The sequence below is a fragment of the Pseudomonas capsici genome (genome assembly GCF_017165765.1).
Taxonomy (GTDB): domain Bacteria; phylum Pseudomonadota; class Gammaproteobacteria; order Pseudomonadales; family Pseudomonadaceae; genus Aquipseudomonas; species Aquipseudomonas capsici.
The window spans coordinates 29858-55439 of record NZ_JAFGZD010000012.1; the positions used below are offsets into that span (position 1 = coordinate 29858).

Here is a 25582-nt window from a genome sequence, read left to right on the forward strand (position 1 = left end):
CTGTTTACGGCTTCGACTGCGGCTGGACCGCGGTCTGGTCAAACGGCTGATAAGGTTGCAGAACGGTGTCGCGTTGCTCGCCCAGCATCCAGGCAAAGCCGGAATACATCACCACCAGGCAGGCCAGGGTAAACAGCACCACCATCCACACCGGCACGATGCGTACCAGGCTGCGGCGCTGGTCGTTCAAGCCTTCCCAATGGGGCGACAGTTCACGGGGCACATCACCGCGCAATTGACGGATCTGGCGATACAGCGCATCACGGATGCCTTCGAGTTCGAGCATCCCGCGCGCCTGCACGCGATACTTGCCTTCAAAGCCCAGGGACAGGCACAGGTACATCAACTCCAGCATGGGCAGATGCTTGACCGGGTTTTTCGACAGGCGATCCAGCAGCTGGAAAAACTTCTCGCCGCCGAAGGTCTCGTTGTGGAAGCTGCTGAGCAGGCTCATTTGCGACCACTCGCTTTCGTTGCCCCAAGGCGTGGTCACAACCGCTTCGTCTACCACGGTGCACAGCACGTAACGGGCAGCCATCACCTGACTGCTTTCGGCACCATTGTGCAAGGCGCGCACTTCAAACAGTTTCAGCCCGGCGGTCAGTCGATCGTTGAGCGCGTACAGGTCTTCGCGGGAGTCGCTGTGCTTGAGCCGCACCACTTCGGACAGCAGCTCGGAGCCTGCTGCCACCAGCGAATTGAGGCTGATATTGAACGCTTCGGCCGGACGCAGGCGCGCTGCGTAGATCATGCGCTCTTCCAGTTGTTCGAAACGTGGCGGCGCGGCGAAGTCGGTCAGCGGGCTCGATGCTGGCCCCTGGCCCTGACGGTCGAGCAGGACGGTCTTGTCGTCCTGGTTGTATTCCGTGTCCTTGATCATGTCGATCAGTTCCTTATGGCCCAGAATTTCAGTTCAAGCTCGGCGAATTCGCCGGATACGTGGAACGCGAAGCCGCCGGAGCGCTCGAGTTGCGCCAGGTCTTCGGAACTGAGTTCGAGGATGAAATAGGTTTTGTTGGAGTGGAACGCGATCTGCCGCGGAGCCACCGGCAAGGGTTTGACCTTGATGCCTGGCAGATGCAGGTTGACCAGCTGGCGGATACGCTCCACCGGGCCGACCTTGAGGTGCGCGGGCAAGCGATGGCGCAGTTCCTCGGAGTCGCAGTTGGCACTGGCCGCCAGTACGAACGAGGCCGAGCCCAGCAGTTTGTGATCGTGCAGTGGCGATACGATGATGCCGTACTGGCGCGCCTGCAGGATCAACTCGATGGCATGCTGCTCCAGCACCATCGACAACACCTGGCGAATCGCTTCCATCAGTTTGCGGAAGCTCGCGCCCTGATCACTGTGCTGATAACGGCTGTCCAGACGCGGACGCTTGGTGTCGCTGGAAAAGGTCGCCAGATCGCCCAGCATGGTCAGCAGCGTGCGGTAGAGCTCTTCCGGGTGAACCTGCTCCAGGCCCAGGTAGTGACGCAGCAGCAGTTCGGTGCGGTTGATCAGTTGCAGCATCATGAAGTCGCCGACTTCAGCGCCGCCCACCTTGCCGTTGGAGCGAATCCGGTCGGCGATGGTGTCGCCCCGGTGGCTGAGCATGCTGATGACTTCCTTGAGGCACGACAGCAGATAGCTGGACGCGTGCGCCTGGATATAGGTCGGCACAAAGTCCGGATCAAGACTGATCACGCCGTCCGGCGTCGTATCGAGCACTTCGCAGATCTTCAGCTTCACATACGCCTGATCGCTCTGCTGCTCGCCGAGCAACAGTTTGAAGTCGGGACGACCACAGCTGACCTGGCTTGAGGAGTCGTCGCCGGCATTGGAGTCGGCCACTTCGGCTTCATACGCGGTATAGCGTGCCAGCACATCGGACTGCTCCGGGCGGCGCGCTTCGATGTGATTGCCGGTTACCAGCGGCAGTGCCAGGTAGACCGGTGTGTTACCGGTATTGGGCGGTACGTCGAGCGCCAGCGGCTCGGTGTTGCCACCCAGCTCGAACAGGCTGCCGTCCGGCAGAATCCCCGAAGCCTGGCTGACCACCAGCTTGCCCATGTTGAGGAACTGCAGGTCGATGTCCAGGTTGAGAAAGCCCCAGGTGTAGCTGCCCAGCAGCTTGGTGCGGGTCTTCATCTGGTGATCGTAGTAGCGATCGTTGTGCTGGAAGTGCTGCGGACGCAGCAACATACCTTCCTGCCAAATGACTTTATGAGAGTTCATGGTCAGTCGACTGCCTTGGCGAGCGATTCATTGGTATTGCGAATACCGTTCTGATCGAGGACCAGTTCGGCATCGGTGAGTGCCAGCGGGGTAACTTGCAGCGTGTAGCGCCACCTGGTTTCCGGCAGGTCACGATAGGCCGCCAGGATACCGACGTAGCGACTGCCCTCTCCCACAGTCAGCTTGAGGTCGACGGTTTCCCCCGGGCGCAGCTCCAGTTCTTCGCTCGTCACCATGTCCGGGGCCAGAGACTCCTTGGCGCGCTCGTAGAGGCTGAAGAAGTCCGCATTCTCGAAAGCTACCGGATGTTTGAGCTCGAACAGGCGCACAACGATCGGCGACGGACGACCGTTCAGGTCCGGGTTCAAACGATCACTGGCTGTCAGCTTCAGGTTGAGCTTGGTGAGATGGGAATACGGCGAGAGCGTTGAACAGCCGGCCAGCAATACCAGGGCAGTCAGCGCAGCCAGCGTTTTAGAGAAAGCAGTCATACGGCGAAACATGCGCATCATCCTTGGTGGTCGGTATGGAGGGTGGAAATCAGGCGAATCTGCTCTTCATAGGCCTGGGCGAAGTCGCGGGCCAGCAGGCGCTCGCTCCAGTCATCATCCTGACGCAACGCCTGGTGATAGCGCCCGTAAGCTCTCCAGCGGCTGCCGGAAGTGGCAATCAGCGGTTTGTTGTCGCGCTCGAAACGCAGGGTGAGCTGTTGCGGCGAGAAGTGTTCCAGAGTGCCACGCACGGCGGCACGGCTGGCTGTCAGCAACGCCACCTGATGCGCCTGCAGGTCGCGGAATGCACGGGATATCGCCTGCTCGGCCGGCAACTGTCCTGGCTTGCCCGGCTGCAACAGAATGCCCAGTGCTTCGCTGGTATCGACGGCAAACTTCAACGGATTCTTCTGGCTGCCTTGCACGGTGGTCTGTGCCAGGCGCAGTTCGTTTTTCAGCTCGCTGCGGGTGCGCAGGCTCTGTTGCAGGCCGCCGACACTTTGTCTGAGCAGGCGGGCCGCATTGAGTGCCAGTGCCTCTTTTGCATCGTGATCGAGACCTTTGAGGTCCACGCCCAGAGCGGCAGCAAACTTGTCCCAGAAAGCTTCGGACTGACGCTCGACCGGTGGCGGTGCAGGCGCCGGCTCAGGCTTTTTCGCCACCTCGACCAGTTCCGGTACCAGCAGGCTTTCCATATCGATGCGTGCATAGTCGGCACGTTGCCGCCCATCATCGATGGCGATGTTCGGGGAGATCAGTTCCTCGATTTCCGAGTAGACACGCTCCTGCTGGTCAATGGCATTCAGCGGGTCCAGATCGAGGAAGGCGTCATCGGGAATGATGCTGCCTGCAGCCTGGGGGCGGCCGACTTCCACGTCGAAAGTGGCCGGGTCGCGAACCAGCCTCGCACGAATCTCGAAGTCACCCAGGACATACACACTGCCGTGTTCGATACGTACGGCTTCACCCTTGCGCAGGCGCGCACCGTTGGAGCTGTCCTGGATACCGTTACTGCTGGTATCGGTCAGGAAAAACGTTCCTTCGCGATAGCTGATCAACGCGTGATGGTTGGACAGGTGCCGCTTGCGGTCCGGGATGATCCAGTCGCAGTCCTCACCCCGGCCGATCACGCCACCAGCCTGCTTGAAGGTCTTCTGGCACAACTCCGTAGGCACGAACTGCTTGGTGTTAAGCATTTCGAAAACCAGTTCCATGATGATGCTCCTTGCGGTCACTTGCCGCGGTTGACCGCCTGCGGATCACCCAATGGGCGATAGGTGTTGTCGTTGAATTTGTAATTGCCGCTGCAGCCGCCAAGGCCACATAGAACGACGAGTGTCAGCAGGAAGGCTTGCCAGTGACGAACAGACATCAGAGGGTCTCCAGGAGTAAGCACAAAGCGCCGGACCTTGCGGATGGCGCTGTTAGAAGCGGACTGAGTGAAAAAGCGTGTTGTTGCCTACCCATTGAAATCACCCAGATTGATATTCAGGCGCTCAAGGCGGTAGAGCAGCGTGCGCCTCGGCAGGCCGAGTTCACGCGCGGAAAGAGTCTGGTTGCCATCGTTCTTGCGCAGGCAATCGAGCAGCAGGCAGCGTTCTACCTGCTCCAGCCGTTCACGCAGATTGAGGCTGCTGTCCATCGGGATTGCTTCTGTGCGCAGGGAAAAGTGCTCGGCCAGCAACTCGCCACCCTCGCACAGCAGAACAGCTCGTTCGACCAGGCCCTTGAGTTCGCGCACGTTGCCGGGGAATGCATAGCTGGACAGATGAGCCAGTGCCGAATCCGACCAGCGCAATGAATCACGCTGCAGAAACTCGCAGGTCTTGTCGGCAAAGTGCCGGGCCAGATCGAGAATGTCGCCTTCGCGCTGACGCAAGGGCGGCAGTTCGATAGGGAACTGCGCAAGACGGTAATAAAGGTCCTCGCGGAAGGTCCCCTCACTGACCATCACCGACAGGTCTCGATGCGTGGCAGCGATGATGCGTACGTCAATCTTGTGGGTTTCGTTGGAGCCCAGAGGACGAATCTCGCCTTCCTGCAGGACGCGCAGCAGCTTGGCTTGCAGTGCCAGCGGCATGTCACCGATTTCGTCGAGCAACAGAGTGCCGCCATTGGCGGCGTCGAACAGCCCTTCACGATCAACGTCGGCCCCGGTGAATGCGCCCTTGCGATAGCCGAACAATTCGCTTTCGAGCAGGTTCTCCGGGAAGGCCGCACAGTTCTGCACGATGAATGCCTTCGAGTGGCGCGGCCCGAAGTCATGAATCGCCCGTGCGACCACTTCCTTGCCAGTACCCGTCTCGCCGCGCAACAGCACGGTATAAGGGCTGTGCAGGACTTTGCTGATCATCGAACAGGTGCGGCGCATGCTCGCGCTTTTGCCGATCAGACCGTAATCGCTGGCGTTGGGCACACGGGCCAATGCAGTTGGCAGATCATCTGTGGGCTGGCGCAGGCGCTGCAGCAGGTGCAACTGGCCCAGCACAAACGAGCCAAGCTGCCCGAGCGAATCGGCAAAGCCCTGCAAGTCGACATGTCGGCGACTCGCACACAAAAGTACGCCTTCGACGGACTTCTGATGGTTGACCATGGGCACACACAGCAGCGACTGCCATGGCGTGGCCTGTACCGGCAAGAAGCTGGTTTCATGCAGGCTGCCGCTCAGTTCACTGAGGAACAGTACGCGATTCTGGCACAGGGCGAACTGCAGCAACTGTTCGCCGTTGTAATCCACCGGCAAGCTCGCCGCTTCCCGGGGTTGCAGGATGCCGTCAAGGCACTCGGCATTCATGCCCAGACAGGTATTGGTGGCATCGAGCAGGTAGAGCTGGGTCAGCTCGCAACCGCTGAGTTCGGCCAGCCCGCGCACAAAGCCGCCCAGCAGATCGGCACCGCTGGCTGCCCGCGACAGTTCCGCGTACTGCGCGAGCAAGGCTTCGGCATAGGCCAGCGGCTGAGGCACCTGAGTGAACATCACACCCACCTCAGGCGAACTCGCACGTCACACCGGCATTGCCATCAAGCGTGGCGTGAACCCGCTTGAGGCTTTCACCGGTGGCCATGGCATCCAGAAGGCGGTCGGCCACCAGCGGCAGAACGTGCTGATCCAGCAAGTGATCGATCAGGCGCGCACCGCTTTCACTCTGGGTGCAACGCTCGGCCAGGTGATCCACAAGGTTCTGGCACCATGTGAAATCCAGTTGACGACGGTTCAGACGCTCGCCCAGACGGCCGAGCTTGATCTCGATCAGCTCGCGCAGTACCGGGCCGCCGACCGGGTAATAAGGCACGACACGCATGCGGGCCAGCAGCGCCGGTTTGAAGTGCTTGCTGAGGACCGGACGAATGGTTTCTTCCAGCACTTCGGCAGACGGACGCTCGCCGTTTTCACACAGTTCGGCAATACGATCGCTGCCCAGGTTCGAGGTCATCAGGATCAGGGTATTGCGGAAGTCGATTTCGCGCCCTTCCCCGTCGTTGGCCACGCCCTTGTCGAAGATCTGGTAAAACAGGTTGAGCACGTCCGGGTCAGCCTTTTCGACTTCATCGAGCAACACCACGGAATAAGGCTTCTGGCGCACGGCTTCGGTGAGCATGCCGCCTTCGCCGTAACCCACATAGCCCGGTGGCGCGCCGATCAGGCGGGAAACGGTGTGCTTCTCCTGGAATTCGGACATGTTGATGGTGGTAATGAAACGATCGCCTCCGTACAGCAGATCTGCCAGTGCCAGCGCGGTTTCGGTCTTGCCGACGCCGCTTGGACCAACCAGCAGGAATACACCCACCGGTGCATCCGGCTTGTTGAGACCAGCAGCCGTGGCGCGCATCGAACGATCAAGCGCATGCACAGCCTGTTCCTGGCCACGGATTCGGGTACGCAGATCGGTGGCGAAGCTTGCAACCTTGGCGTTGTGCTCACGGGCCAGTTGCGACAGGGGTACGCCGGTCCAGGCGCTGATCACTTCAGCCACCAGACGCGGGCAGACTTCGAAACTGACCAGACGCTCCCTGGCCTGGGCGGCGGTCAGGGCGCTGTGGGTCTGGTTCAGTTCGGCTTCCAGCGTCTCGACACTCGGGGCTTCGTCGGTTTCATGGGTCAGGGTTTCGATGACCGTGCCTTCGGCGTCCTCTTCCACGCTGATGGTCGGCTCGACAGCGGCGGCTTCACGGGCCTTGGCCAGTTGCTGACGCAGTTCCAGCAGACGTTCGGCCAGTTGTTTCTGCTCGGTCCACTGGCTTTCCAGTGCGGTCATTTCGCCTTGGGCTTCGTCCAGTCGTGCTTCCAGTGCATCGAGGGCCTCGTGATCGATCAGCAGACCGGCTTCGGCATCCCGACGCAGTGCCTGACGCTGACGCCCGCCTTCGGCCAGCTCGCCACGCAGACGCTCAAGACTTTCAGGAGCCGCGGCAAGGCTGATACGTACACGGGCGCATGCGGTATCAAGAACGTCGACAGCCTTGTCCGGCAACTGGCGGCCTGCCAGATAACGGGCAGACAGCTCGGCGGCGCACACCACGGCGTCATCACGCAGGTAGATACCGTGGCTCTTTTCGTAAACCTGAGCCAGGCCACGCAGAATGGTCACGGCTTCGCTGACCGTAGGTTCGTGCAGTTGCACCGGTTGGAAACGACGGGCCAGAGCCGGGTCTTTTTCAAAGTATTTCTTGTACTCAGCCCAAGTGGTGGCGGCGATGGTGCGCAGCTCGCCACGGGCCAGGGCCGGCTTGAGCAGGTTGGCTGCATCGGAGCCGCCGGCATTGCCGCCTGCACCGATCAGCGTGTGGGCTTCGTCAATGAACAGGATGATGGGCTTTGGCGAAGCTTTGACTTCGTCGATCACACCTTTGAGACGTCGCTCGAACTCGCCCTTGACGCTGGCACCGGCCTGCAACAGGCCCATGTCCAGAGACAGAAGCTCTACGCCTTTGAGAACCTGCGGCACTTCACCAGCGGCGATGCGCGAAGCCAGGCCTTCGACGATGGCGGTTTTACCCACGCCAGCCTCACCGACCACAATCGGGTTGTTCTTGCGGCGACGTGCCAGGATATCGACCATCTGCCGGATAGCACCGTCGCGGCACAGCACCGGATCGAGTTTGCCATCGCGGGCCTGCTGGGTCAGGTTGTGGGTGAAGCGCTCCAGCAGAGACTCGCCCTGCACTGCGGGTTTGTCGCTGGCCGGCTGCTCTTTCCGGGACAGCGCGAACTCTTTCAGGCGTTCAACATTCAACCTGGCCAGCAATGGCTGGTAACGGCTACCGGCATAGCGCATCGGATTGCGCAGCAATGCAAGGATCAGCGCGGCCTGCTCGACCTGGTTCTGGCCCAGTTCAAGATTGGCCACCAGCAACGCATCCTGTATCCATTGCACCAGTTCTGGCGCGAACACCGGATTGCGCGAAGCACTGTGCTCGACTCGCGGCTGCAACGCCGCGCTCAGTTCACCGGCATCCACTTCGGCATCCTGCAAGGCACGAGCGAGCAGGCCTTGCGGGCGTTCCAGAAGGCCCAGCAACAAGTCTTCGACGAGGATTTTGCTACCGCCACGGGCAACGCAGCGCTCGGCCGAACGTTCCAGATCACGACGGGTTTCGGCGTCCAGTGCCTGAATGAGTTGTTGCAGGTCTACGTTGATCATGGGTCATCTGTCCTTAATGAGTTTTGCTGCCCAGGGTTACCACACCGTCCGCTTTTTCGCGGCCGAGCCAACTGGTCCATCCCAGGCGACAGGCGTTTTGTTCACCGATGCGCAGTTCGCGTATTTCTTCCTGGCGCAGTACCAGGCGGATGTCGTAATCAAGCGGGTCACGCAGGGTGAACCGCACCAGCGCGCACAGCGGCTGGTAGCCGAAACCGATCGGCAGGAATTCGTGAAAGCGCTGCCAGTCCAGCTCGCGGATATGAATGCGGAACTTGCCGCTGCGATCGCGCACCTGCTCGCCCAGCACCAGGTCTTCCCCCAGCATGCTGTTGGCGCGCCCCAGACGATTGCGTTGCTCGTCGAGAATTTCCACGCGCCGCTCGATGCACTGCTCGATGGTCAGTTCGGCGTGCTTGAAGTAGTAACGCAGCACCGCTTCGATCAAGGCCGCCGAGTGGGCACGCAGGCTGAGCAAACCCAGATACGGCAGCAAGCGCTTCCAGTTCAGTTCCTTGGCGCGTCGAATCTCTTCACCGCCAAGACCGATCAGAGCAAAAAGATGCGAAGAAAATGCATCGACCGCGCCGCTTTCGAAGCTGGCGCGATAGCGGTATTTCTTCCAGATCGGCAGCATCAGCCGTTGCAGGCGATGGTGAAACAGGTCGAGGAAATTGCGGGTCGGATTGCCGTCCTCGCTATCCCCCAGAGCCTGCTCGCCATAAAACGCTGGCAGTGGCGAACCGGAACCGACCAGACCGATCAGGTTGAAGCGCATGCGCGCACGCATCTGCCCATGCTCTTCAAAAAATTCCACACGATCGACGTCACTGCCAGGAAAACCCAGGCTCGGGTTGGCCTGGAATTCCAACTGGTCGTACAGGTCGTCTTCGCTCAGGTACGGGTGAGCCTCGCGCAGCCGGTCGATCACCAGCAGCACGGCCTGAAACAGCGAGTACTCTCGTATACTTCGGGTCAGCCCGCTTAAAGCAGGGGCTGCAGACCCATACGTGGTGTCCATTGGTACACCTCTCCCTGTGTGCTTTTTACCCGCAGCTCATGGTACGAATTGAGACTGGCGTAAAGCGCGAAAAACTCGTTGAGAACCGAAGCGAACACGAACAGGTCGCCCTCGCCGATATACCCTTCCGGGTCGATGGTCAGTTCGGTGCGCAGACCGCGTACCGGCAGACCACGGTGTAACCGGTCCACATGTTGATGCCTGATTGACTTGAGCCCGCCCAGCAGGCGCTTGCTGACCTTTTCCGCGTGCTGGTCGTAGTAGCGCGGCAGGTCGTAGGTTTCCAGAATCACCTTCAATGCATTGACGTCGGCAAGGGACAGATAGTTAAGCGACATGTTGCTGATCAGCTTCCACAGGAAGTCACGGTTCAGCGGCGGCGCAAAACTCGACGTGGCCGGGGTGATATTGCGGAAGCTCAAAAACTCCGGCGTCTCTTCGCAAGCCATGCAGATATCGCCGAGCTTGAGTTTGCGCGGCAGATTCTGGTTGGTGCACATCAGCTCGATGGACAGGGTTTCGTGAGCCTCGGTGTGACGGATACCGAAACTCAGGTAAGTGTCCAGGCCGTCATGCAGCAAAGATGAACGCTGGCGGATGCTGTAATGCGGACGGCTGTTGGGCACGTCGAAGCTCGGGTCGTGCTCGAAAGACTCGAACGGCACATACTCCTGATAACCGAGGCCGCCCGGCTTCCAGCCGGTCACGCTTTCCACCGAAAACACGCCACAGTTTTCCAGATCGTATTCCGCAGGCAGCAACAGGTACTCGTCCTGTTTGCCGTCGAGCCGGATCGGCAGTGCATCGTGCTTGAACAGATTGACGATGGGCGTGCAGAACAGCTTCACGTTATCCAGGGTCGGACGCAGGCGCTGGATGCCGCTTTTACGGATATCGAAACGCAGCTCCAGGCCACGCATCTGCTTGAGGGTGTCTTGCGGCAGCGCTTTGAGAATATCCAGGCCATTGACATCGACGAACAGGAACTTGTCCTGGAAGGCGAAGTATTCCTGCAGGTAGCGATAGCCGCGGAAGGTGTTCAGCGGATACGGGATCAACGCTTCTTCCTCGGCGAAACCCACCGGCTGCACGCGGTCGCCCGGCATCTTGAATGCCATCGGCATGTCGTTGACACCATTGATGGGCTTGCCGGCACCATCCAGCGGAATCAGTTCGATGCCTTCCAGGTTGCGCAACAGGCTCAGGTACAGCATCTGGCTTATGTAGCGCTCACCGGCAAAATGCAGGCGTAGGCGACTCAGCTCCAGCTCACCGAGGTGACCGTCAGCGCTCATTTCCAGACGCAGGCTCAACAGCGAACCATCGCCCTTCACCGAGTAATTCAGCGCTGCCAGATCCAGTGCCAACACTTCGGTCGGGTAGCAGGTACGGAAACGGCAACGCACGTCATCTTTTGGCACGCTTTCGACTGGCGTATCACGCTCGACATTCAACGCCGGCCCCGAACGCTTGAGCGGATCGAACTGCAGAATGCTGAATGCCGGCAGCGGACGCATATAGTTGGGCCACAGCAATTGCATCAGCGAATGGCTGAGCTCCGGCAATTCGTCATCGAGCTTCTGGCGCAGGCGTCCGGTCAGAAATGCAAAACCTTCCAGCAACCGCTCCACATCCGGATCACGCCCGGTCTGCCCCAGAAAAGGCGCCAACGCCGGGCTACGCTCGGCGAAACGGCGGCCCAGCTGACGCAGTGCGGTGAGTTCGCTTTGGTAGTAGTGGTTAAAGGACACGGGTTACCTGCCTGATAGGAGAGCTTATGAAGGAGCGGTCCTGTGGATTGCGTTCCACGTTTATCTGGATCATTGGAAAACACCTGCGAACAGGTTCAACTGCCACAGACAATATCGAGCCCGACAAGCGCTCATCGCCGAACAAATCCTTGTCGACAATAATGCTCAAGTCGCTCACATCCCCTACCATCCTGGACATATTGGTCAGTTTTCCAGATGGGTATAAGGGGTATTGCTGATGAATACATTCAGCCAGCTTTCTTCCCATTGCGGCATGGAAATAGTGAACGTTTTTTCTTGTCGATCAAAATCGATCCAGGAGACACCCACTTCTTTTTCATTTTCAAAAGCACGCATATCCAGTGACTGCGTATCATATAAAGGCGTTCGATAGACCTTGCCCGGCTCCTGAGTATCAATAACCCTTAAATACCCCATGCCACCCAGCATGAAAATCCGCCCAACACGCACATTCTCCATGACATAACGACCCGAGGGACTGACCTGAGTCGAACTGGCAGGGTATCCAAGCATGGCATTCACGCAATAAATCAAAATCGCACAGGCAATCATCAGCAAGGCGCCGAGCAACCAGATCCACTTATCTCGAATTGATCGTATCATTCGCAACTCGATAATTTGAGAAAAAAAGATTAGAAAACCTCACTGAACACCCATTTGTCGAAGCGATAAAGCGCTACAACACCAGCAATCGGAGCGCTCAAAAGAGAAAAGCACCCCTGAAAACTTTTCGACCTTGCGAAAATGACAAGCGCCCTTGCAAAGCAAAAAACCACCAGCAGCATTAGCGGAATATAAAGGACCACACAAAGGACAAATAGCTCCTTGTAGATATCAAAACTCTCTGACAGCCCTAAATACTCAAAGCTAATTGGCCACTCGCTTTTTGGATCTGTAAATGAAAAAAGCACAAAGATTGTCAAAACCGAATAATAGAACGCTTTCATTTATCAGCACCACGCCCGGATCGCCTCGCCAATACCATTTCGTCAACCTTACCTGAAACAAATATTGCAGCAGCAGTCAGACCGCCCGTCAAAACGCTGTAAGCCAACGCCCGCACAGGGTAGAGAGGAAGCAGGTAAACCAATATAGCGCCTACCATGAGGAACAAAAAAACTAGTTTTATTGCAATCTTGGGCATTAACGCCACAATGAAATTTACCGCAATAAAAACATAGAAAATCAAATACATGGCCATCCCAATGGATGCGCCGCGAGAAGTCAGCCCGCCAAAAGCATATATATACAACGATACGCCGTAATAATTAACGACCACATAGACGGCGCATGCAAAAAAATGGACTGCCAACCCTATCATTACTCGAGCCATCACTTTTTCCAGACTCCATATTTCGCCACCAAATCTGGGGTAATGGGGCTTTTAAGCTTCTGGCTTGAACCATTACGGTACAGAGTTTTACTGATAACTCTCTCACGAAACCCCATGCGGCCGGCAAAGACCATTTCCTTTTCAACTTGAATGTCAAAATTTTCCGAAGCCCAAAGCGCACCGCGCAGTACCATGTAGTTATCGTATTCGTTAGAAAAATCCGCCTTCGGAAAAATAGGAAGACCATCACCATATTTCATGCCGGTCTCCACTGTTTTCAGGATAGAGGCCTCTTGTTGCTTTGTCTCTTCCAGATACAGACGGTATGTATCGGTGGCAAACGGAATTTGCCCCACTCCATCAGCCCAGTAAGGCTCGCCTTCGATCATTACCAATATGAAGCCAGATCCACCTTCAGGGCTATGCTTCCAATCTCCTGACATGGTAGGCATAAAGCTGAGCGACACACGATCTACGATCGCAAAGTTAATAATCTGCGCCCACGTAAAATGCTTGTACGCCTTATAGGCTTCAGAGCCAACTGATAGAGAGTCAGGGTTTATCCATACCATCTTTCTATAGTTATCGGCCAAAGGCTCAAACCACTGGCGCTTTGCCTCATATAATTTATCAGCTGTGAGAATTCTAAATTGAACATCCGATGGCGCAGGTTTTAGGGCAAACAGTGGTACTCCATTCCCCCTGGTTACAAGCCAGATATCGGGCACTAAAAGCTTTTGAGGTTTTTGATCCTCGCTAGGTGTCGTTTCCGACTTGATTTTCAGCTCCGTTTTGCCATCCGACGTCTCAAAAACATGAGCTACACCGTCGATAATAATAGTGGTTTCCACGCTATTACTCCGACGCTACGTAAATAGTGACTATTTCGCTTTGCTTGCCAGTCGATAAACATCCAGTGGCACCAGCAGTTGATGAGCATCCTGCTTTCTCTATCCCAGACTCAGAAATCATCCTGTAATTCAAGCTGGATAGAGGCTGTCCATTAGCAGTCTGAAACTCAAAAGTACGATTGAATACTCCAGGAATAACCACTGGCTCAGGAGCAACAAACGGCGCCGGCGTATGCGTATTCCCGATAATCACCGTCCCGGACCCGGCCGTCACAATATTGCCATGACTACCCACCGAACCTACGGTCGCAGCCGGTTTGCCATTGATCAGAACGGTTGTTGCAAGATCGCCGACCAGCGCACCGCCACAGGCCGAGGCATCGCCCTGGCGGGCGGCCGGGAGGCCGTCAAAGAAGACGTCGCCGGAACCGGCGGCAATCGGGTTGGTGCCATGGCCGGATACAGGGCAAGCAGTCGGGTCGGATACGCGTGCTGCGGGTTTGCCGGACATCGGAGCCTCCTTAGTTGACCTTGACTTGACCGCTGCCATCCAGGCGCGCGGAGAAACTGACCTGGCGCTTGAAACCATCGACTTCCAGCAGGCCTTCGATACTGAAGGACAGGCGAAGCTGATCGTTGTCGCGCGGCAGGGAAATGACACGCACATTGCTCAGGCGCGGTTCGTAGGCTTCGATGAAGCTTTCGATGGCCAGGCGTGCCTGACTCAGGGAGTCGTGCAGGCTCAGGCGCATGTCATTGAGATCGGGTAGCCCGTAATCGGACAGCGTTTGCACGCTGCCCGCACGGGTGCTGAGCATCTTGGCCAGATGGGCAGCCACGGACGACATGGCGGAGGCCTCGCGGCTCCATCCGACGCGTTGGTCCGCGTCGCCGCTCAGGCGTTCGAAAAGACTGCCGTATCCGGTCATGAGTCGCTCCTTACTCTTTGTCCAGCTTGCCAACCAGCGACAGGGTGAAATCGGCACCCATGTACTTGAAGTGCGGACGCACGTTCAGGCTGACGCGGTACCAGCCCGGCTCCCCTTCTACATCGCTGACGATGATCTGGGCAGCGCGCAGCGGACGACGACCACGAACTTCGGCGCTCGGGTTTTCCTGGTCGGCCACGTACTGGCGGATCCACTTGTTGAGTTCCAGCTCGAGGTCGGTACGCTCTTTCCAGGAACCGAGTTGCTCGCGCTGCAGCACTTTCAGGTAGTGAGCCAGGCGGTTGACGATCATCATGTACGGCAGTTGGGTGCCGAGCTTGTAGTTCAGCTCTGCCGCCTTGCCTTCTGCGCTGATGCCGAAGAACTTCGGTTTCTGCACCGAGCTTGCGGAGAAGAACGCCGCGTTGTCGGAGCCTTTGCGCATGGTCAGGGAAATGAAGCCTTCCTCGGCCAGTTCGTATTCACGACGGTCGGAAACCAGAACCTCGGTAGGAATCTTGGTTTCGATTTCGCCCATGCTTTCGAAATGGTGCAACGGCAGGTCTTCAACAGCACCGCCGCTCTGCGGGCCGATGATGTTCGGGCACCAGCGGAACTTGGCGAAACTGTCGGTCAGCTTGGTGCCGAACGCGAAAGCCGTGTTGCCCCACAGGTAGTGCTCGTGGCTGTTGGCGACGGTTTCCTTGTACACGAACGACTTGACCGGGTTTTCTTCCGGATCGTACGGGTTACGCAGCAGGAAGCGCGGTACGGTCAGGCCAACATAACGGGAGTCTTCCGACTCGCGGAAGCTCTGCCATTTGGCGAATTGCGGGCCTTCGAAGTGATCTTTCAGATCCTTGAGGTCCGGCAGACCGGTGAAGCTTTCCAGGCCGAAGAATTTAGGGCCGGCAGCGGCAATGAACGGCGCGTGGGACATGCAGGCTACGCTGGACACGTACTGCATCAGTTTCACGTCAGGCGAGCTTGGGGACATGTAGTAGTTGGCGATGATCGCGCCAACCGGCTGTCCACCGAACTGACCGTATTCAGCGGTGTAGATATGCTTGTACAGGCCCGACTGCATCACTTCCGGCGAGTCTTCGAAGTCGTCCAGCAGGTCGTCCTTGGAGACGTTGAGGATTTCGATCTTGATGTTTTCGCGGAAGTTGGTGCGGTCGACCAGCAGTTGCAGACCACGCCAGGACGATTCCAGGGACTGGAAGTCAGGGTGGTGCAGAATTTCGTCCATCTGACGGCTGAGCTTGGCATCGATCTCGGCAATCATGCGATCGACCATGGCCTTCTTGACCGGCTCGCCGTTGTTCTGCGGCTTGAGCAGTTCTTCGATAAAGGCCGATACGCCACGCTTGGCGATGTCGTAGGCTTCGTCGTCCGGGGTCAGACGGGTTTCGGCGATGATGCTGTCGAGAATGCTGTATTCGCCGCTCTCGTTGCTCTTTTGCTGTGCTGCGCTAGTGCTCATTGTGTTGGCTTCCTTGACTGATAGAGGCTCAGGCTTTCGGGGCTTCGGCGTTCAGGCCCAGCTCACCGAGTACGCGACCGCGGGATTCGTCGTCGGCGAGAACGCCTTCGATGGCTTTGCGGAACGCAGGCGCGTTACCCAGCGGACCTTTGAGGGCCACCAGCGCGTCGCGCAGTTCCATCAGTTTTTTCAACTCGGGCACTTGCTCGACCAGACTGGCCGGGTTGAAATCCTTCATCGAGTTGACGCGCAGTTTCACGGCCAGCTCTTCGTTTTCGCTTTCTTCCTGAAGGCGGTTCGGCACGCTCAATGTCAGACTCAGCTCTTGCTTTGCCAGCACTTCGTCAAACGTCATCTTGTCGATGCTGATCGGCTTGCGATCTTCGATCTTGCGTTCGTCCTTGCGGTGTGTGTAATCACCGATTGCAAGTAGCTTCAACGGCAGTTCGATCTCTTCCTGTGCACCACCGGTGGCAGGTTTGAAGGTGACGTTGATGCGTTCCTTGGGGGCTACCGAGCCTTCTTTGGCCATGGCTTTTCTCCTTGCGGTTGTGGCCCTGGGGCCTATTCGAGTACCACTTCGAGGTCGAGGTGGCACAGCCTGCGATAAATCTCTTCCTTGCGTTCACGCACTGCATGGTTCTGCGGCAGCAACTCGCAGCAGCTATGCAGTAAATGCAGCACTTCCAGCGCAAGATCGGGCTCCCAGGCGTTCAGGCCTGAGTCCTGTAATGTCTGATCGAGTGTTTCGAGCTGAGTCCTGGCCAGTTCATATTTCTTGGCCATGAAGCACAGGCGCGCGAGCGCGAATTGCCAGAAAAACCGCACACGTCCGCCGTTGGCACTCTGCAGGCCCTGCTTGAGGATCTGCACGGCGGCCTTGAGGCCTTCCTTGCGCAGAACCGGCATGACGTCTTCGAGGGCTTTCTCCCAGGCAGGCTGGGTGTCGGCGACTTCAACCTTGCGCGGCGCACTTGCAGTCTGCAGGTGCGGCATGACATTGGCGCTGATCCAGGCGCGTGTATTCGGGTCGGCAAAGGGCGCGCCGTCGTGGAAACGCAATTCGATAATCCCCGGCAGCCGCTGGATCAACAGCGCAAAGTGGATTTCCACTTCGCGCATGGCCAGCTCGGCGTTAAGGGCTTGCAGACATTCCCAGACCATCCGCTGACCATCGAACCAGAATGGCGCCTTTGCCAGACTGGCCTCCAGCTCCACCAGCAGATCGGCGTATTTGCCCTGGTCGTAACGATCCTGATAGGCCTTGAGCTTGTCCGTCGGAAGTCCGCGCAGCGCAGTGATTTGTTCGGCATTGCGCTCAGGCACCGCATCGATCGGCAGCCACAGCAGCGTGCGACTGAGGCGCAAGGCACGCAGGTCACTGGCTTTCTGCTTGAGCCACCAGGCGCACAGCGGGCGAGCGTTTTCCTGCTGGGCGCGCAGGGCCTTGTGTGCTTCCTTCTCGTTGTCGATCGGCGCACCGGGTGTGAACAACTGGGTAGCGGCCTGCTTTACCTGCGCAACCGCGGCTCCCACTACGCCAGGTTCCGGCTGGTTGTCGGCAGCGCGCTGAACCATGCTTTTCAGGCGACGGGAAAGCGGTAACAGCAGCGGTGCATCATCGCCCAGGTGTTTGGTGCACGCATTATCGAGGCCTTCAAGGTGCTCGACCATGCGACGGAACAGCGGCAGTTGCTCCTTGATGGCGACGTTTTCGTTCAACACCTGTTCGAGACGCGATACCAGCCAGCTGATGCCAGCGGCACGAGTACGAGCCTTGCTCGGGTAAACCTCAGGCCAGTGGTGCTCGCAAAGGTGGTGTAAAAGCCCGAGGCCTGCCAACAGCCCCTGGAAGGATTCACGTTGATAAAGGGACCATGTCAGCCAGGCTCCTACGCGCAAATCCTTTGATTGGGTGCGAAGGAGAGCTTCACTGTTTTCGCGAATTTTCAGCCAGTCGATCTGACCGCTTTCGTGCATGGACTGGGCTTTGTTCAGCTCGCCTTCCAGAGCCTCGTACTCAATTGAAAAGCGAACGTCCTCCCCCGCAAAACTTTCGGTCGATACCGGTGTTTTTGCGAGTTCAAGGTAATGAGCTGAAAGCTTACTTGAATAGGACATCCATGACCTTCAATTACGATCACATCCGGTGTAGCCATTACAACGGTAATGGCATAAGGCAACACGAAGTGGTAGCGAACCCCTGTTCTTATTGAGAATCGCACCTTCTGAGGGCGTGGATCTTACTCACGGTGATGGCCACTAGCAAGCACTTAAACATCGGGAAGAAACTTCTTTATGCTTTTTAGGAAAATTCTTAAATCGCGAGAACTAATGATATCAATATGATGTCCTACGCTTTCGCCCCAGCCCTGCTGGCGCTGGGCGAAACCCCATAAGGAGCAGCAATCCCGCTGACATGCCCCTCCAGCCGCTCCCCACTCTTACAGCATGAAAAACCCATCCAGGATGATGGCCATTAGCAATCATCTATATATCAACATCTGCCCCTTTCATTGACGCAGATATATTCATACTTATGGGAACTAATGATATCAATATGATGTCGCACATATCCCGGCACTTGGTCAGACATACATGAAACAGAGCTCTGTAGTTATGACAAAGTGTTACACCCTGATGAATACATACATATGAGTGTCAATGAAAGATCAATATCAGGGTAACCCGGAGTGCGGCTAAGGCATTTCCCCAATGGCAACTGCAAAGAAGGTATGACATTGCCACCGAACTTCGTGGCAATGCCTCTGGAAAGGGGAGCAAAGACGGGATGATGGTGTGGATGACGGGAGCCAACGGCAAGGCATGAACCAGGCCCTGCCCATTGACGATTCCGGATTATTCCTGGCTGCCGCCAACCAGCGTCTGCACCCTCAAGACCTTGTTGCCTGCCGTCACGTAAGCCCAGTGCTGTGAGCCCGTAGAGCAGAATGCAAGGTTGCCGGTATCCTCTGAAGCCACCAGTAATTTCCCCAGCAATTCGCCTTTTGGCGAGAACACCTGGATACCTTCTTTACTGCTGCTCCAGAGATTGCCCTTGGCGTCGACCTTGAGACCATCCGGGATACCCGGAGTGATTTCGGCAAATGTCCGGCCATTGCTCAGTGCGCCATTGTGAACCTGATAGACCATGACCCTGTGGGCCAGCTTCGGGTTCTTGAAGTCGTGGGCCAGTTGCGAGTCGGCCACGTAGAGCAGGCTTTGATCGGGCGAAAAGGCCAGGCCATTGGGTGAGTGAAGGCCTGGTGTCTTGAGGCGGGTCAGTTCCTTGAGCTGCGGGTTGTAGCGATACAGGTACTCACCGCCCTGCTCCGGCTTTCCTCCGTAACTCTCTGCCTTGTTCAGGACGCCAAAGGTCGGATCGCTGAACCAGATATGGCCGCGCTTGTCGACGATGACATCGTTTGGACTGTTCAGGCGTTTGCCCCTGTATCTCTCGACCAGGGTTTGCCATTTGCCATCTTTTTCCTGACGCACGATTGCACGTTCGCCATGGGAGGCCGCAACTACGCGGCCTTCGGCATCCATCGCCCGTCCATTCTGAAAATGAGCAGGGTCCAGCAAAGTCGTGACGCCACTTTTCTCGTCCCAGCTCATGACCTTGTTCGCCTTGACGTCACTCCAGAGCAGGCGACCATCGGGCAGGCACAGCGGACCTTCTGCCCACTTTGCACCCTCGGTGAGCGTTTCCACCTTCGCATCAGGCGCGACAAGTGTGGAAAACGCAGGGGTTGTGGCAACCACTGTCATGGGCGAAGCCGCGTTCGCTGCCATGATCTGGCCGGTTGCCAGGAGTGAGCTGCCCAACAGCAGCAGGGACGCTCTCTTTCGTAATTGCCGCATATTCCGTCCTTATATGAAGATACGTACGAGGCTGGTTTGACGGTAATCGGCGGTCGAAGTTTATTCCCTGTGTTCATTGACTGCGCAACAGCTTCCAGACGGCGATGCTCACCAGGCCGATCAGGGCCGCAGCCGCGAGCAGAACCAGGCTGTGCGAGGCGCTGAAAGCCTGCTTGCCAGCCAGAACGAGTTGCTGTGCCTGATGCCCGCCTACCGCCTTTGCCGCCATCATCGTTTCGCCGATCGAGCGCCCAGCTGTTTCGGCAATGTTCGGTGGCAAGTCATCCGGCAGACGAATCGATCTTTCGTAGCTGGACGTCAGCAGAATTCCAAAGACAGTAATCCCCAGCCCGGAGCCAAGATCGTAGCTTGTCGCTTCCAGAGCGCCTGCCGAACCGGCTTTCTCGACAGGGGTATTGCTCATGATGGCGACCGAAGAAGCGGTCATGCCAACGCTGAGTGACAGCCCGAGTGTCGCCAGTATGAAAATGACTATCACACCGTTGCTGTCCAGGTCTGCAAACGCCAGCCCCAGCAGCGATCCGGCAGAAATCAACAGGGAAAAGCTCGCGACCCGTCTCAACCCGGTCGCCTGAAGAATCATGCCTGCCAGTGGCCCGCCGACTGCGGAGCCGATCATCAACGGCAACATGAAAATGCCGGCTTCCAGAGGTGTCTGCCCAAGCACGAATTGCAGTTCCTGGGCGAGCATCAGTTCAACCCCGGCAAGCGCTCCCATGACCACCAGCGACATGACAACGCCTGCGCTGATAGCAGGGACAGAGAACAGACTCAAATCGAGCATCGGATCGGGTGAGCGCAGTTGCTTGCGGGCAAACCAGCACAGCATCAGGATGCCGAATGCCAGAAAGATGATCGTCATCAACAGGGAACTGCCCGTCCTGAAAGCCGACTTCAGGCCATATACCGTTGCCATGATGCCGAGTATCAGAATCAGGGCCTGGCCTATTGGCCACTTTCCCGTAGTGCCTGCCGATAGCAGACGAACAGGGATATAGGCCTTGACCAGAGGGATGACAAAAAGCATCACCGGCACGTTCACCAGGAATACCGCCCCCCACCAGAAATGCTCGAGCAGCGCACCGCCAGCCAGCGGTCCCAGGGCTGCGCCTGCAGAAGCCACAGCGCCCCAGATGCCCAGGGCCATGGCTCGCTCACCTTCATCTTCGAAAGTCTGGCGCACGATGGCCAGGGTGCATGGCATGACCATGGCAGCGCCAAAAGCCATGAACGCCCGTGCTCCGATCAGGGCCTCGGCACTTGGCGCAAATGCGGCAAGAACCGAACCGCTACAGAAGATGCCAAGCCCAAGCAGTAACATGCGCCGATGGCCGACTCTGTCAGCGAGTGTTCCCATGGGAATCAGCAGACTGGCCATCAGCAGCGGATAGATATCGATGATCCACAGAACCTCGGTGCCGGTTGCCTGCAGGGCAATGGAAAGCGAGGGGACTGCCACGTGAAGAATGGTCAGATCCAGCACGATCGGCAGGAAAGCCATCATGACCGCCAGCAACACCAGCCAGCGGTTTAAAGTTCTACCCGACAAGACAGGTCATCCTTTTTTCAATACAGCATCACGAAAAAATACTCGGTCGACCTTTATGCTTCACCAGCCGAACCGCGCCGGGCTCTCTCTCGCAGTCCCATGATCAGAACGAAAAACACCGGTACGAAAAGCACTGCCAGTGTTGCCGTGAGCATGCCGCCCATGACGCCGGTGCCGATAGCCTGCTGACCTGCCGAGCTGGCCCCCGAGGCGAATACCAGGGGCACAACGCCGAAAATGAATGCCAGGGATGTCATGACAATGGGCCGCAGACGCAGACGGGCCGCCCGAATACTGGCCTCGACCCTGCTCATGCCCTGAGCATGCAGAGTCGTGGCGAACTCAATGATCAGGATGGCATTCTTTGCCGAGAGCCCGATGATGGTGATCAGCCCGACCTTGAAGAACACGTCATTGGGCATACCGCGCAAGGTGACTGCCAGCACGGCACCGATAATCCCGAGAGGCACCACCATCAGGACTGCGGCAGGAATCGCCCAGCTTTCATAGAGTGCCGCCAGACAGAGAAACACCACCAGCATCGAAAGCCCGAGCAGCAGCGACACCTGGCCACCGGATATGCGCTCCTGCAAGGAAAGTCCTGACCACTGTAGGGCAAACCCTGATGGCAGCCCCGAAGCCAGACGCTCCATTTCCTCGATGGCATCACCGGTGCTGTATCCCGGCGAAGGCTCGCCGGACAGGCTGAGCGCCTGATAGCCATTGTATCGAGTGAGCTGCGCCGGTCCTCTTGTCCAATGGATGCTGGCGAATGCCGAAACAGGCACCATGTGTCCCTGGCGATTCCTGACCTCCAGACGCAAAAGGTCTTCAACCTGTTGCCGGTGATCTCCCTCGCTTTGCACGATCACCTGCTGCATGCGGCCAAGATTCGGGAAATCGTTGACGTAGGCCGAACCCAGCGAGGTCGACAGCACGCTGGCGATATCCGAGAAGGCAACCCCCATAGCATGGGCCTGCAGGCGATCCACTTCGATATTCACTTGCGGGTTTTCTGCCAGAGAGGCTTCGCGCACGTTTTGCAGGATCGGACTTTGGCCGGCTTTGCTCAGCAGCTCATCACGGGCTCTCTGCAATGCCTCATTGCCTTGTGAGCCTCGATCCTGCAGCCACACTTCAAAACCACCCGATGTACCCAGGCCTTCTACAGGCGGTGGCAGCAGACTGAAGACCATGGCGTCCTTGAGCCCTGAAAAGGCTGCCGTTGCCCGGTCGGCAATGGATTGCGCGGAATCCTGTGCGGCTCGCCTGGACCAGTCCTTGAGCGTTGTAAAAGCGAGCGCAGCATTCTGCCCGCTACCGGAAAAGCTGAAACCGAGAATCATCACGGTATTGGCGATACCCGCTTCCTGGCTATTGTGTGCTTCGATCTGCCTGGCCACTTCAATGGTGCGTTGCTGGCTGGCCCCCGGTGGCAACTGAATATCAGTGATGGTGTAACCCTGATCCTCCATTGGCAGGAACGATGACGGCAGGCGGGCAAACAGCAGCCCCATGATCCCGATCAGCAAGAGAAAGATCGCCATATAGCGTCCAATCCGGCCTACTGCTTTGCTCACCAGATTTTCGTAGCTTTGACTGACTTGCTCGAAACGCCGATTGAACCAGCCGAAAAACCCTTTCTTTTCGTGATGAGCGTTCGCCGGTATCGGCTTGAGCATGGTGGCGCACAGAGCCGGTGTCAGGCTCAGGGCCAGAAACGCCGAGAACACGATGGCCACGGCCATGGAAATCGAAAACTGCTGATAGATCACTCCCACTGAGCCAGACATGAATGCCATGGGAATGAATACCGCTGTCAGCACCAGGGTTATTCCGATGATGGCACTGCTGATTTCCTCCATGGCCTTGCGAGTGGCCTGCCTGGGCGACAGTCCTTCCTGGGCCATCAACCGCTCGACGTTCTCCACCACCACAATCGCATCGTCCACCAGGATGCCGATGGCCAGCACCATGCCGAACAGCGTCAGCACGTTGATCGAAAAGCCGAGCACATACATCACGGCGAAGGTCCCCATCAAGGCGACAGGCACCACAAGGGCTGGAATCAGGGTGTAGCGGATATTCTGCAGAAACACGAACATCACGATAAACACCAGCACCATGGCTTCGATCAGGGTATGAATGACCTTGGTGATCGAGACCTTCACAAACGGAGAGGTGTCATAGGGAATGTCGTACTTCACACCTGCCGGAAAGTAACGCGAAAGCTCGTCGAGCTTCTGTTGCACCAGGGTCGCGGTATTCATCGCATTGGCTGCCGGCGCCAGTTGCACACCAACGGCCACCGAGGCCTTGCCATCCAGACGGGTTGCGAAATTGTAGCTCTGGGCACCGACCTCGACCCGGGCCACATCGCCGATGGTCACGGTTGAGCCGTTGGTGTTCGACTTGAGCACAATGGCGGCAAATTCCTGGGGCGTACTCAACTGCCCCTTGACCATGACGGTAGCGGTCAACTCCTGATCGGTCGAGGATGGCAAATCACCAATGCTTCCAGCCGAAACCTGAACGTTCTGCTCGGCAATGGCCTGGCTGACATCAGCCGGCGTCAGGTTGAAAGCCACCAGTTTCTGCGGATCGATCCAGATTCGCATGGCGCGCTCGGAGCCGAACAGTTGGGCCTTGCCCACCCCTTTCAGGCGTTTGACCTCGGTGATCACGTTGCGCGTCAGATAATCGCTCAATGCAATTTCATCCAGACGACCGTCCATGGAAGTCAGTGTCGCGATCATCAGGAATCCGGCGGAGATTTCTTCCAGCTGGAGCCCCTGCTGGCTGACCGCACGTGGCAGACGCGGCTCGATGACTTTCAGGCGGTTCTGCACATCGACCTTGGCCAGCTCGGGGTTGGTGCCCGGCTCAAAGGTAATGGTCATGGTCGCCGTGCCCTGGCTGCTGCTGGAACTGAAATACAGCAAATTATTCACGCCGTTCAGTTCCTGCTCGATCAGACTCACCACACTGGCATCGATGCTCTGGGCAGATGCCCCCGGATAGGTAGCGGTCAGTTCGAGTTGGGGTGGCGCCACGCTGGGGTATTGAGCCACTGGCAGCTTCGGTATCGCCAGCAGACCGGCAAGGACAATGAATAATGCAATGACCCAGGCAAAAACCGGTCGATCGATAAAGAACTGCGCCATTACTTCAGCTCCTGAGCCAGGGCATCGGCGCCCTCTTCTTGCACGCTGACCGCACTCCCCGGTTGCACATGTTGCAGCCCGGCCACGATGACCCGGTCACCGGCATTGAGGCCGCTCTTCACGATCCAGCGGTTGCCTTGCACGCCTCCCAGATCGATGCTCCGTTCCAGGACCTTGCCTTGCGAATCCACAATGAGCACCAGAGCCTTGCCTGCCGCATCGCGTTGCACGGCGCGCTGCATAACGGTGATGCCCTGTGCCGTGCGAGCCTGATCAAGCTGTACGCGAATGAAACTCCCCGGCAGCAGCTCATTCTTCGAGTTGGGAAACTCACTGCGCAGCGTGACCTGACCGGTGCCTTGATCAACGGTCAGGTCGGAAAACAGCAACCGCCCCTTGTGCGGATAAGGGCTGCCATCTTCCTGAATGAGTGTCGCGGTGATCTGCCCCGCTTCAAGCTGCTGCAACTCGCCTTGCTGCAACGAGCGCCGCAGCTCGCTTATCTGCCGGGTGGACTGATTGATATCGGCATAGATCGGCTGTAACTGCTGGATGGTTGCCAGAACAGTGGCATCGCCCTGCCCCACCAATGCGCCTTCGGTGACCAGCGCCTTGCCGATTCGTCCCGAGATGGGGGCAGTGACGGTTGCATAATCGAGGTTGAGCCGGGCGCGCTTGAGCGCAGCACGGGTCGAGGCGACATCGGCCTGTGCCTGCAGGAAGCTGGCGCGGGCGTTTTCGGCGTCCTGACGGCTGACAGCATTGACCTTGGTCAGTTCTGCATAACGCTCGGCCTGCAAGCGAGTCTGATACTCGGTCGCCTGTGCCTTGCGCAAAGCCGCTTCGGCGCTTTCGAGATCGGCCTGAAATGGCGCGGGATCGATACGAAAAAGCACATCGCCCTGTCTGACCTCGGAGCCTTCACGATAAACCCGCTGCAGCACTATCCCGGCCACTCGTGCACGAACCTCGGCGGTGCGCGGCGAAACCAGGCGGCCATTGAGTTCCGTGGTAAGAATCAGGGGATGCGTCTTGACTGTTTCCACCTTCAATTGAGGCGGCATGTCTGGCTCAGCCGCTGGCTTGCCACAGGCACTCAATGCGGCAAGACAGGCGCACAACAGAAAACGACGTGGATCGAGACGGAATAAAGACGGCATTGTGGCGTTCCCCTGAAGATAACGCCATGCTAAAGACTGCCTGCGAACCGCATGTAAACAAGTGTTGGGAAGATGTTAATAA

22 protein-coding genes are annotated in these 25582 nt (G+C 57.7%); all 22 read right to left on the reverse strand.

The features are described 5' to 3' along the window. Positions 1-4 precede the first annotated feature (4 nt). Positions 5-880 (reverse strand): type IVB secretion system protein IcmH/DotU, encoded by an 876-nt coding sequence (gene icmH / locus JSY17_RS16475; RefSeq protein WP_117181423.1) that lies wholly within the window; start codon positions 878-880, stop codon positions 5-7. Positions 881-885: 5 nt separating this feature from the next. Beyond that, positions 886-2217, reverse strand: a complete 1332-nt coding sequence (gene tssK / locus JSY17_RS16480; RefSeq protein ID WP_117163301.1) for a type VI secretion system baseplate subunit TssK — start codon at positions 2215-2217, stop codon at positions 886-888. A 2-nt stretch (positions 2218-2219) separates the two neighbouring features. Continuing rightward, a complete protein-coding gene (gene tssJ, locus JSY17_RS16485) occupies positions 2220-2720 on the reverse strand; it encodes a type VI secretion system lipoprotein TssJ (protein ID WP_117181422.1) in 501 nt (166 codons plus the stop codon). A gap of 5 nt (positions 2721-2725) precedes the next feature. Further along, positions 2726-3922 (reverse strand): type VI secretion system-associated FHA domain protein TagH, encoded by a 1197-nt coding sequence (gene tagH, locus JSY17_RS16490; RefSeq protein ID WP_117181421.1) that lies wholly within the window; start codon positions 3920-3922, stop codon positions 2726-2728. A gap of 17 nt (positions 3923-3939) precedes the next feature. Next, positions 3940-4080 (reverse strand): hypothetical protein, encoded by a 141-nt coding sequence (locus JSY17_RS16495; RefSeq protein WP_025260177.1) that lies wholly within the window; start codon positions 4078-4080, stop codon positions 3940-3942. Between the two features lie 87 nt (positions 4081-4167). Next, a complete protein-coding gene (locus JSY17_RS16500; protein WP_117181420.1) occupies positions 4168-5685 on the reverse strand; it encodes a sigma-54 interaction domain-containing protein in 1518 nt (505 codons plus the stop codon). A 10-nt stretch (positions 5686-5695) separates the two neighbouring features. Next, complete coding sequence (tssH, locus tag JSY17_RS16505) at positions 5696-8350, reverse strand: type VI secretion system ATPase TssH (protein ID WP_206402463.1); 2655 nt, start codon at positions 8348-8350, stop codon at positions 5696-5698. 13 nt (positions 8351-8363) lie between these two features. Beyond that, positions 8364-9371 (reverse strand): type VI secretion system baseplate subunit TssG, encoded by a 1008-nt coding sequence (tssG, locus tag JSY17_RS16510; protein WP_206402461.1) that lies wholly within the window; start codon positions 9369-9371, stop codon positions 8364-8366. Beyond that, on the reverse strand, positions 9335-11122 hold the full coding sequence (tssF, locus tag JSY17_RS16515) for a type VI secretion system baseplate subunit TssF (protein ID WP_206402459.1): 1788 nt from the start codon (positions 11120-11122) through the stop codon (positions 9335-9337). The genes tssG and tssF overlap by 37 nt, the downstream gene beginning before the upstream one ends. Before the next feature lie 204 nt (positions 11123-11326). After that, positions 11327-11746, reverse strand: a complete 420-nt coding sequence (locus JSY17_RS16520; protein WP_206402456.1) for a hypothetical protein — start codon at positions 11744-11746, stop codon at positions 11327-11329. A 29-nt stretch (positions 11747-11775) separates the two neighbouring features. Then, on the reverse strand, positions 11776-12090 hold the full coding sequence (locus JSY17_RS16525) for a hypothetical protein (RefSeq protein ID WP_206402454.1): 315 nt from the start codon (positions 12088-12090) through the stop codon (positions 11776-11778). Then, positions 12087-12476, reverse strand: a complete 390-nt coding sequence (locus tag JSY17_RS16530; RefSeq protein ID WP_232849501.1) for a hypothetical protein — start codon at positions 12474-12476, stop codon at positions 12087-12089. The genes JSY17_RS16525 and JSY17_RS16530 overlap by 4 nt, the downstream gene beginning before the upstream one ends. Then, positions 12476-13327, reverse strand: coding sequence for a hypothetical protein (locus JSY17_RS16535; RefSeq protein ID WP_206402451.1), 852 nt, complete (start codon positions 13325-13327; stop codon positions 12476-12478). Before JSY17_RS16535 ends, JSY17_RS16530 begins: the two co-directional genes overlap by 1 nt. Before the next feature lie 4 nt (positions 13328-13331). After that, entirely contained in the window at positions 13332-13838 is a 507-nt protein-coding gene (locus JSY17_RS16540; RefSeq protein ID WP_122370560.1) for a PAAR domain-containing protein, read from the reverse strand. A 10-nt stretch (positions 13839-13848) separates the two neighbouring features. Beyond that, a complete protein-coding gene (gene tssE / locus JSY17_RS16545) occupies positions 13849-14256 on the reverse strand; it encodes a type VI secretion system baseplate subunit TssE (protein ID WP_117181411.1) in 408 nt (135 codons plus the stop codon). A 10-nt stretch (positions 14257-14266) separates the two neighbouring features. After that, complete coding sequence (gene tssC, locus JSY17_RS16550; protein ID WP_117163289.1) at positions 14267-15742, reverse strand: type VI secretion system contractile sheath large subunit; 1476 nt, start codon at positions 15740-15742, stop codon at positions 14267-14269. 28 nt (positions 15743-15770) lie between these two features. Further along, positions 15771-16274: a type VI secretion system contractile sheath small subunit gene (gene tssB / locus JSY17_RS16555; RefSeq protein ID WP_117163288.1), complete on the reverse strand. Its 504-nt coding sequence runs from the start codon at positions 16272-16274 to the stop codon at positions 15771-15773. A gap of 32 nt (positions 16275-16306) precedes the next feature. Continuing rightward, positions 16307-17863: a type VI secretion system protein TssA gene (gene tssA / locus JSY17_RS16560; protein ID WP_206402449.1), complete on the reverse strand. Its 1557-nt coding sequence runs from the start codon at positions 17861-17863 to the stop codon at positions 16307-16309. A 738-nt stretch (positions 17864-18601) separates the two neighbouring features. Continuing rightward, positions 18602-19579, reverse strand: coding sequence for an SMP-30/gluconolactonase/LRE family protein (locus JSY17_RS16565; RefSeq protein WP_206402489.1), 978 nt, complete (start codon positions 19577-19579; stop codon positions 18602-18604). 100 nt (positions 19580-19679) lie between these two features. Further along, a complete protein-coding gene (locus tag JSY17_RS16570; RefSeq protein ID WP_318656824.1) occupies positions 19680-21176 on the reverse strand; it encodes an MFS transporter in 1497 nt (498 codons plus the stop codon). A 53-nt stretch (positions 21177-21229) separates the two neighbouring features. Further along, the gene (locus JSY17_RS16575) at positions 21230-24340 is read right to left on the reverse strand and encodes an efflux RND transporter permease subunit (RefSeq protein WP_206402445.1); all 3111 of its coding nucleotides are present in this window, start codon (positions 24338-24340) and stop codon (positions 21230-21232) included. Next, the gene (locus JSY17_RS16580; RefSeq protein WP_206402444.1) at positions 24340-25500 is read right to left on the reverse strand and encodes an efflux RND transporter periplasmic adaptor subunit; all 1161 of its coding nucleotides are present in this window, start codon (positions 25498-25500) and stop codon (positions 24340-24342) included. The genes JSY17_RS16575 and JSY17_RS16580 overlap by 1 nt, the downstream gene beginning before the upstream one ends. Positions 25501-25582: the final 82 nt, after the last annotated feature.

Coding starts and splice junctions, on each gene's coding strand:
- tssG (WP_206402461.1), bottom strand. CDS start 9,371: ATGGACACCACGTATGGGTCTGCAGCCCCTGCTTTAAGCGGGCTGACC.
- JSY17_RS16540 (WP_122370560.1), bottom strand. CDS start 13,838: ATGTCCGGCAAACCCGCAGCACGCGTATCCGACCCGACTGCTTGCCCT.
- icmH (WP_117181423.1), bottom strand. CDS start 880: ATGATCAAGGACACGGAATACAACCAGGACGACAAGACCGTCCTGCTC.
- JSY17_RS16575 (WP_206402445.1), bottom strand. CDS start 24,340: ATGGCGCAGTTCTTTATCGATCGACCGGTTTTTGCCTGGGTCATTGCA.
- tssC (WP_117163289.1), bottom strand. CDS start 15,742: ATGAGCACTAGCGCAGCACAGCAAAAGAGCAACGAGAGCGGCGAATAC.
- tssK (WP_117163301.1), bottom strand. CDS start 2,217: ATGAACTCTCATAAAGTCATTTGGCAGGAAGGTATGTTGCTGCGTCCG.
- tssH (WP_206402463.1), bottom strand. CDS start 8,350: ATGATCAACGTAGACCTGCAACAACTCATTCAGGCACTGGACGCCGAA.
- tssE (WP_117181411.1), bottom strand. CDS start 14,256: ATGACCGGATACGGCAGTCTTTTCGAACGCCTGAGCGGCGACGCGGAC.
- JSY17_RS16580 (WP_206402444.1), bottom strand. CDS start 25,500: ATGCCGTCTTTATTCCGTCTCGATCCACGTCGTTTTCTGTTGTGCGCC.
- JSY17_RS16495 (WP_025260177.1), bottom strand. CDS start 4,080: ATGTCTGTTCGTCACTGGCAAGCCTTCCTGCTGACACTCGTCGTTCTA.
- JSY17_RS16520 (WP_206402456.1), bottom strand. CDS start 11,746: ATGATACGATCAATTCGAGATAAGTGGATCTGGTTGCTCGGCGCCTTG.
- JSY17_RS16530 (WP_232849501.1), bottom strand. CDS start 12,476: ATGGCTCGAGTAATGATAGGGTTGGCAGTCCATTTTTTTGCATGCGCC.
- JSY17_RS16500 (WP_117181420.1), bottom strand. CDS start 5,685: ATGTTCACTCAGGTGCCTCAGCCGCTGGCCTATGCCGAAGCCTTGCTC.
- tssA (WP_206402449.1), bottom strand. CDS start 17,863: ATGTCCTATTCAAGTAAGCTTTCAGCTCATTACCTTGAACTCGCAAAA.
- tagH (WP_117181421.1), bottom strand. CDS start 3,922: ATGGAACTGGTTTTCGAAATGCTTAACACCAAGCAGTTCGTGCCTACG.
- tssB (WP_117163288.1), bottom strand. CDS start 16,274: ATGGCCAAAGAAGGCTCGGTAGCCCCCAAGGAACGCATCAACGTCACC.
- tssJ (WP_117181422.1), bottom strand. CDS start 2,720: ATGTTTCGCCGTATGACTGCTTTCTCTAAAACGCTGGCTGCGCTGACT.
- JSY17_RS16525 (WP_206402454.1), bottom strand. CDS start 12,090: ATGAAAGCGTTCTATTATTCGGTTTTGACAATCTTTGTGCTTTTTTCA.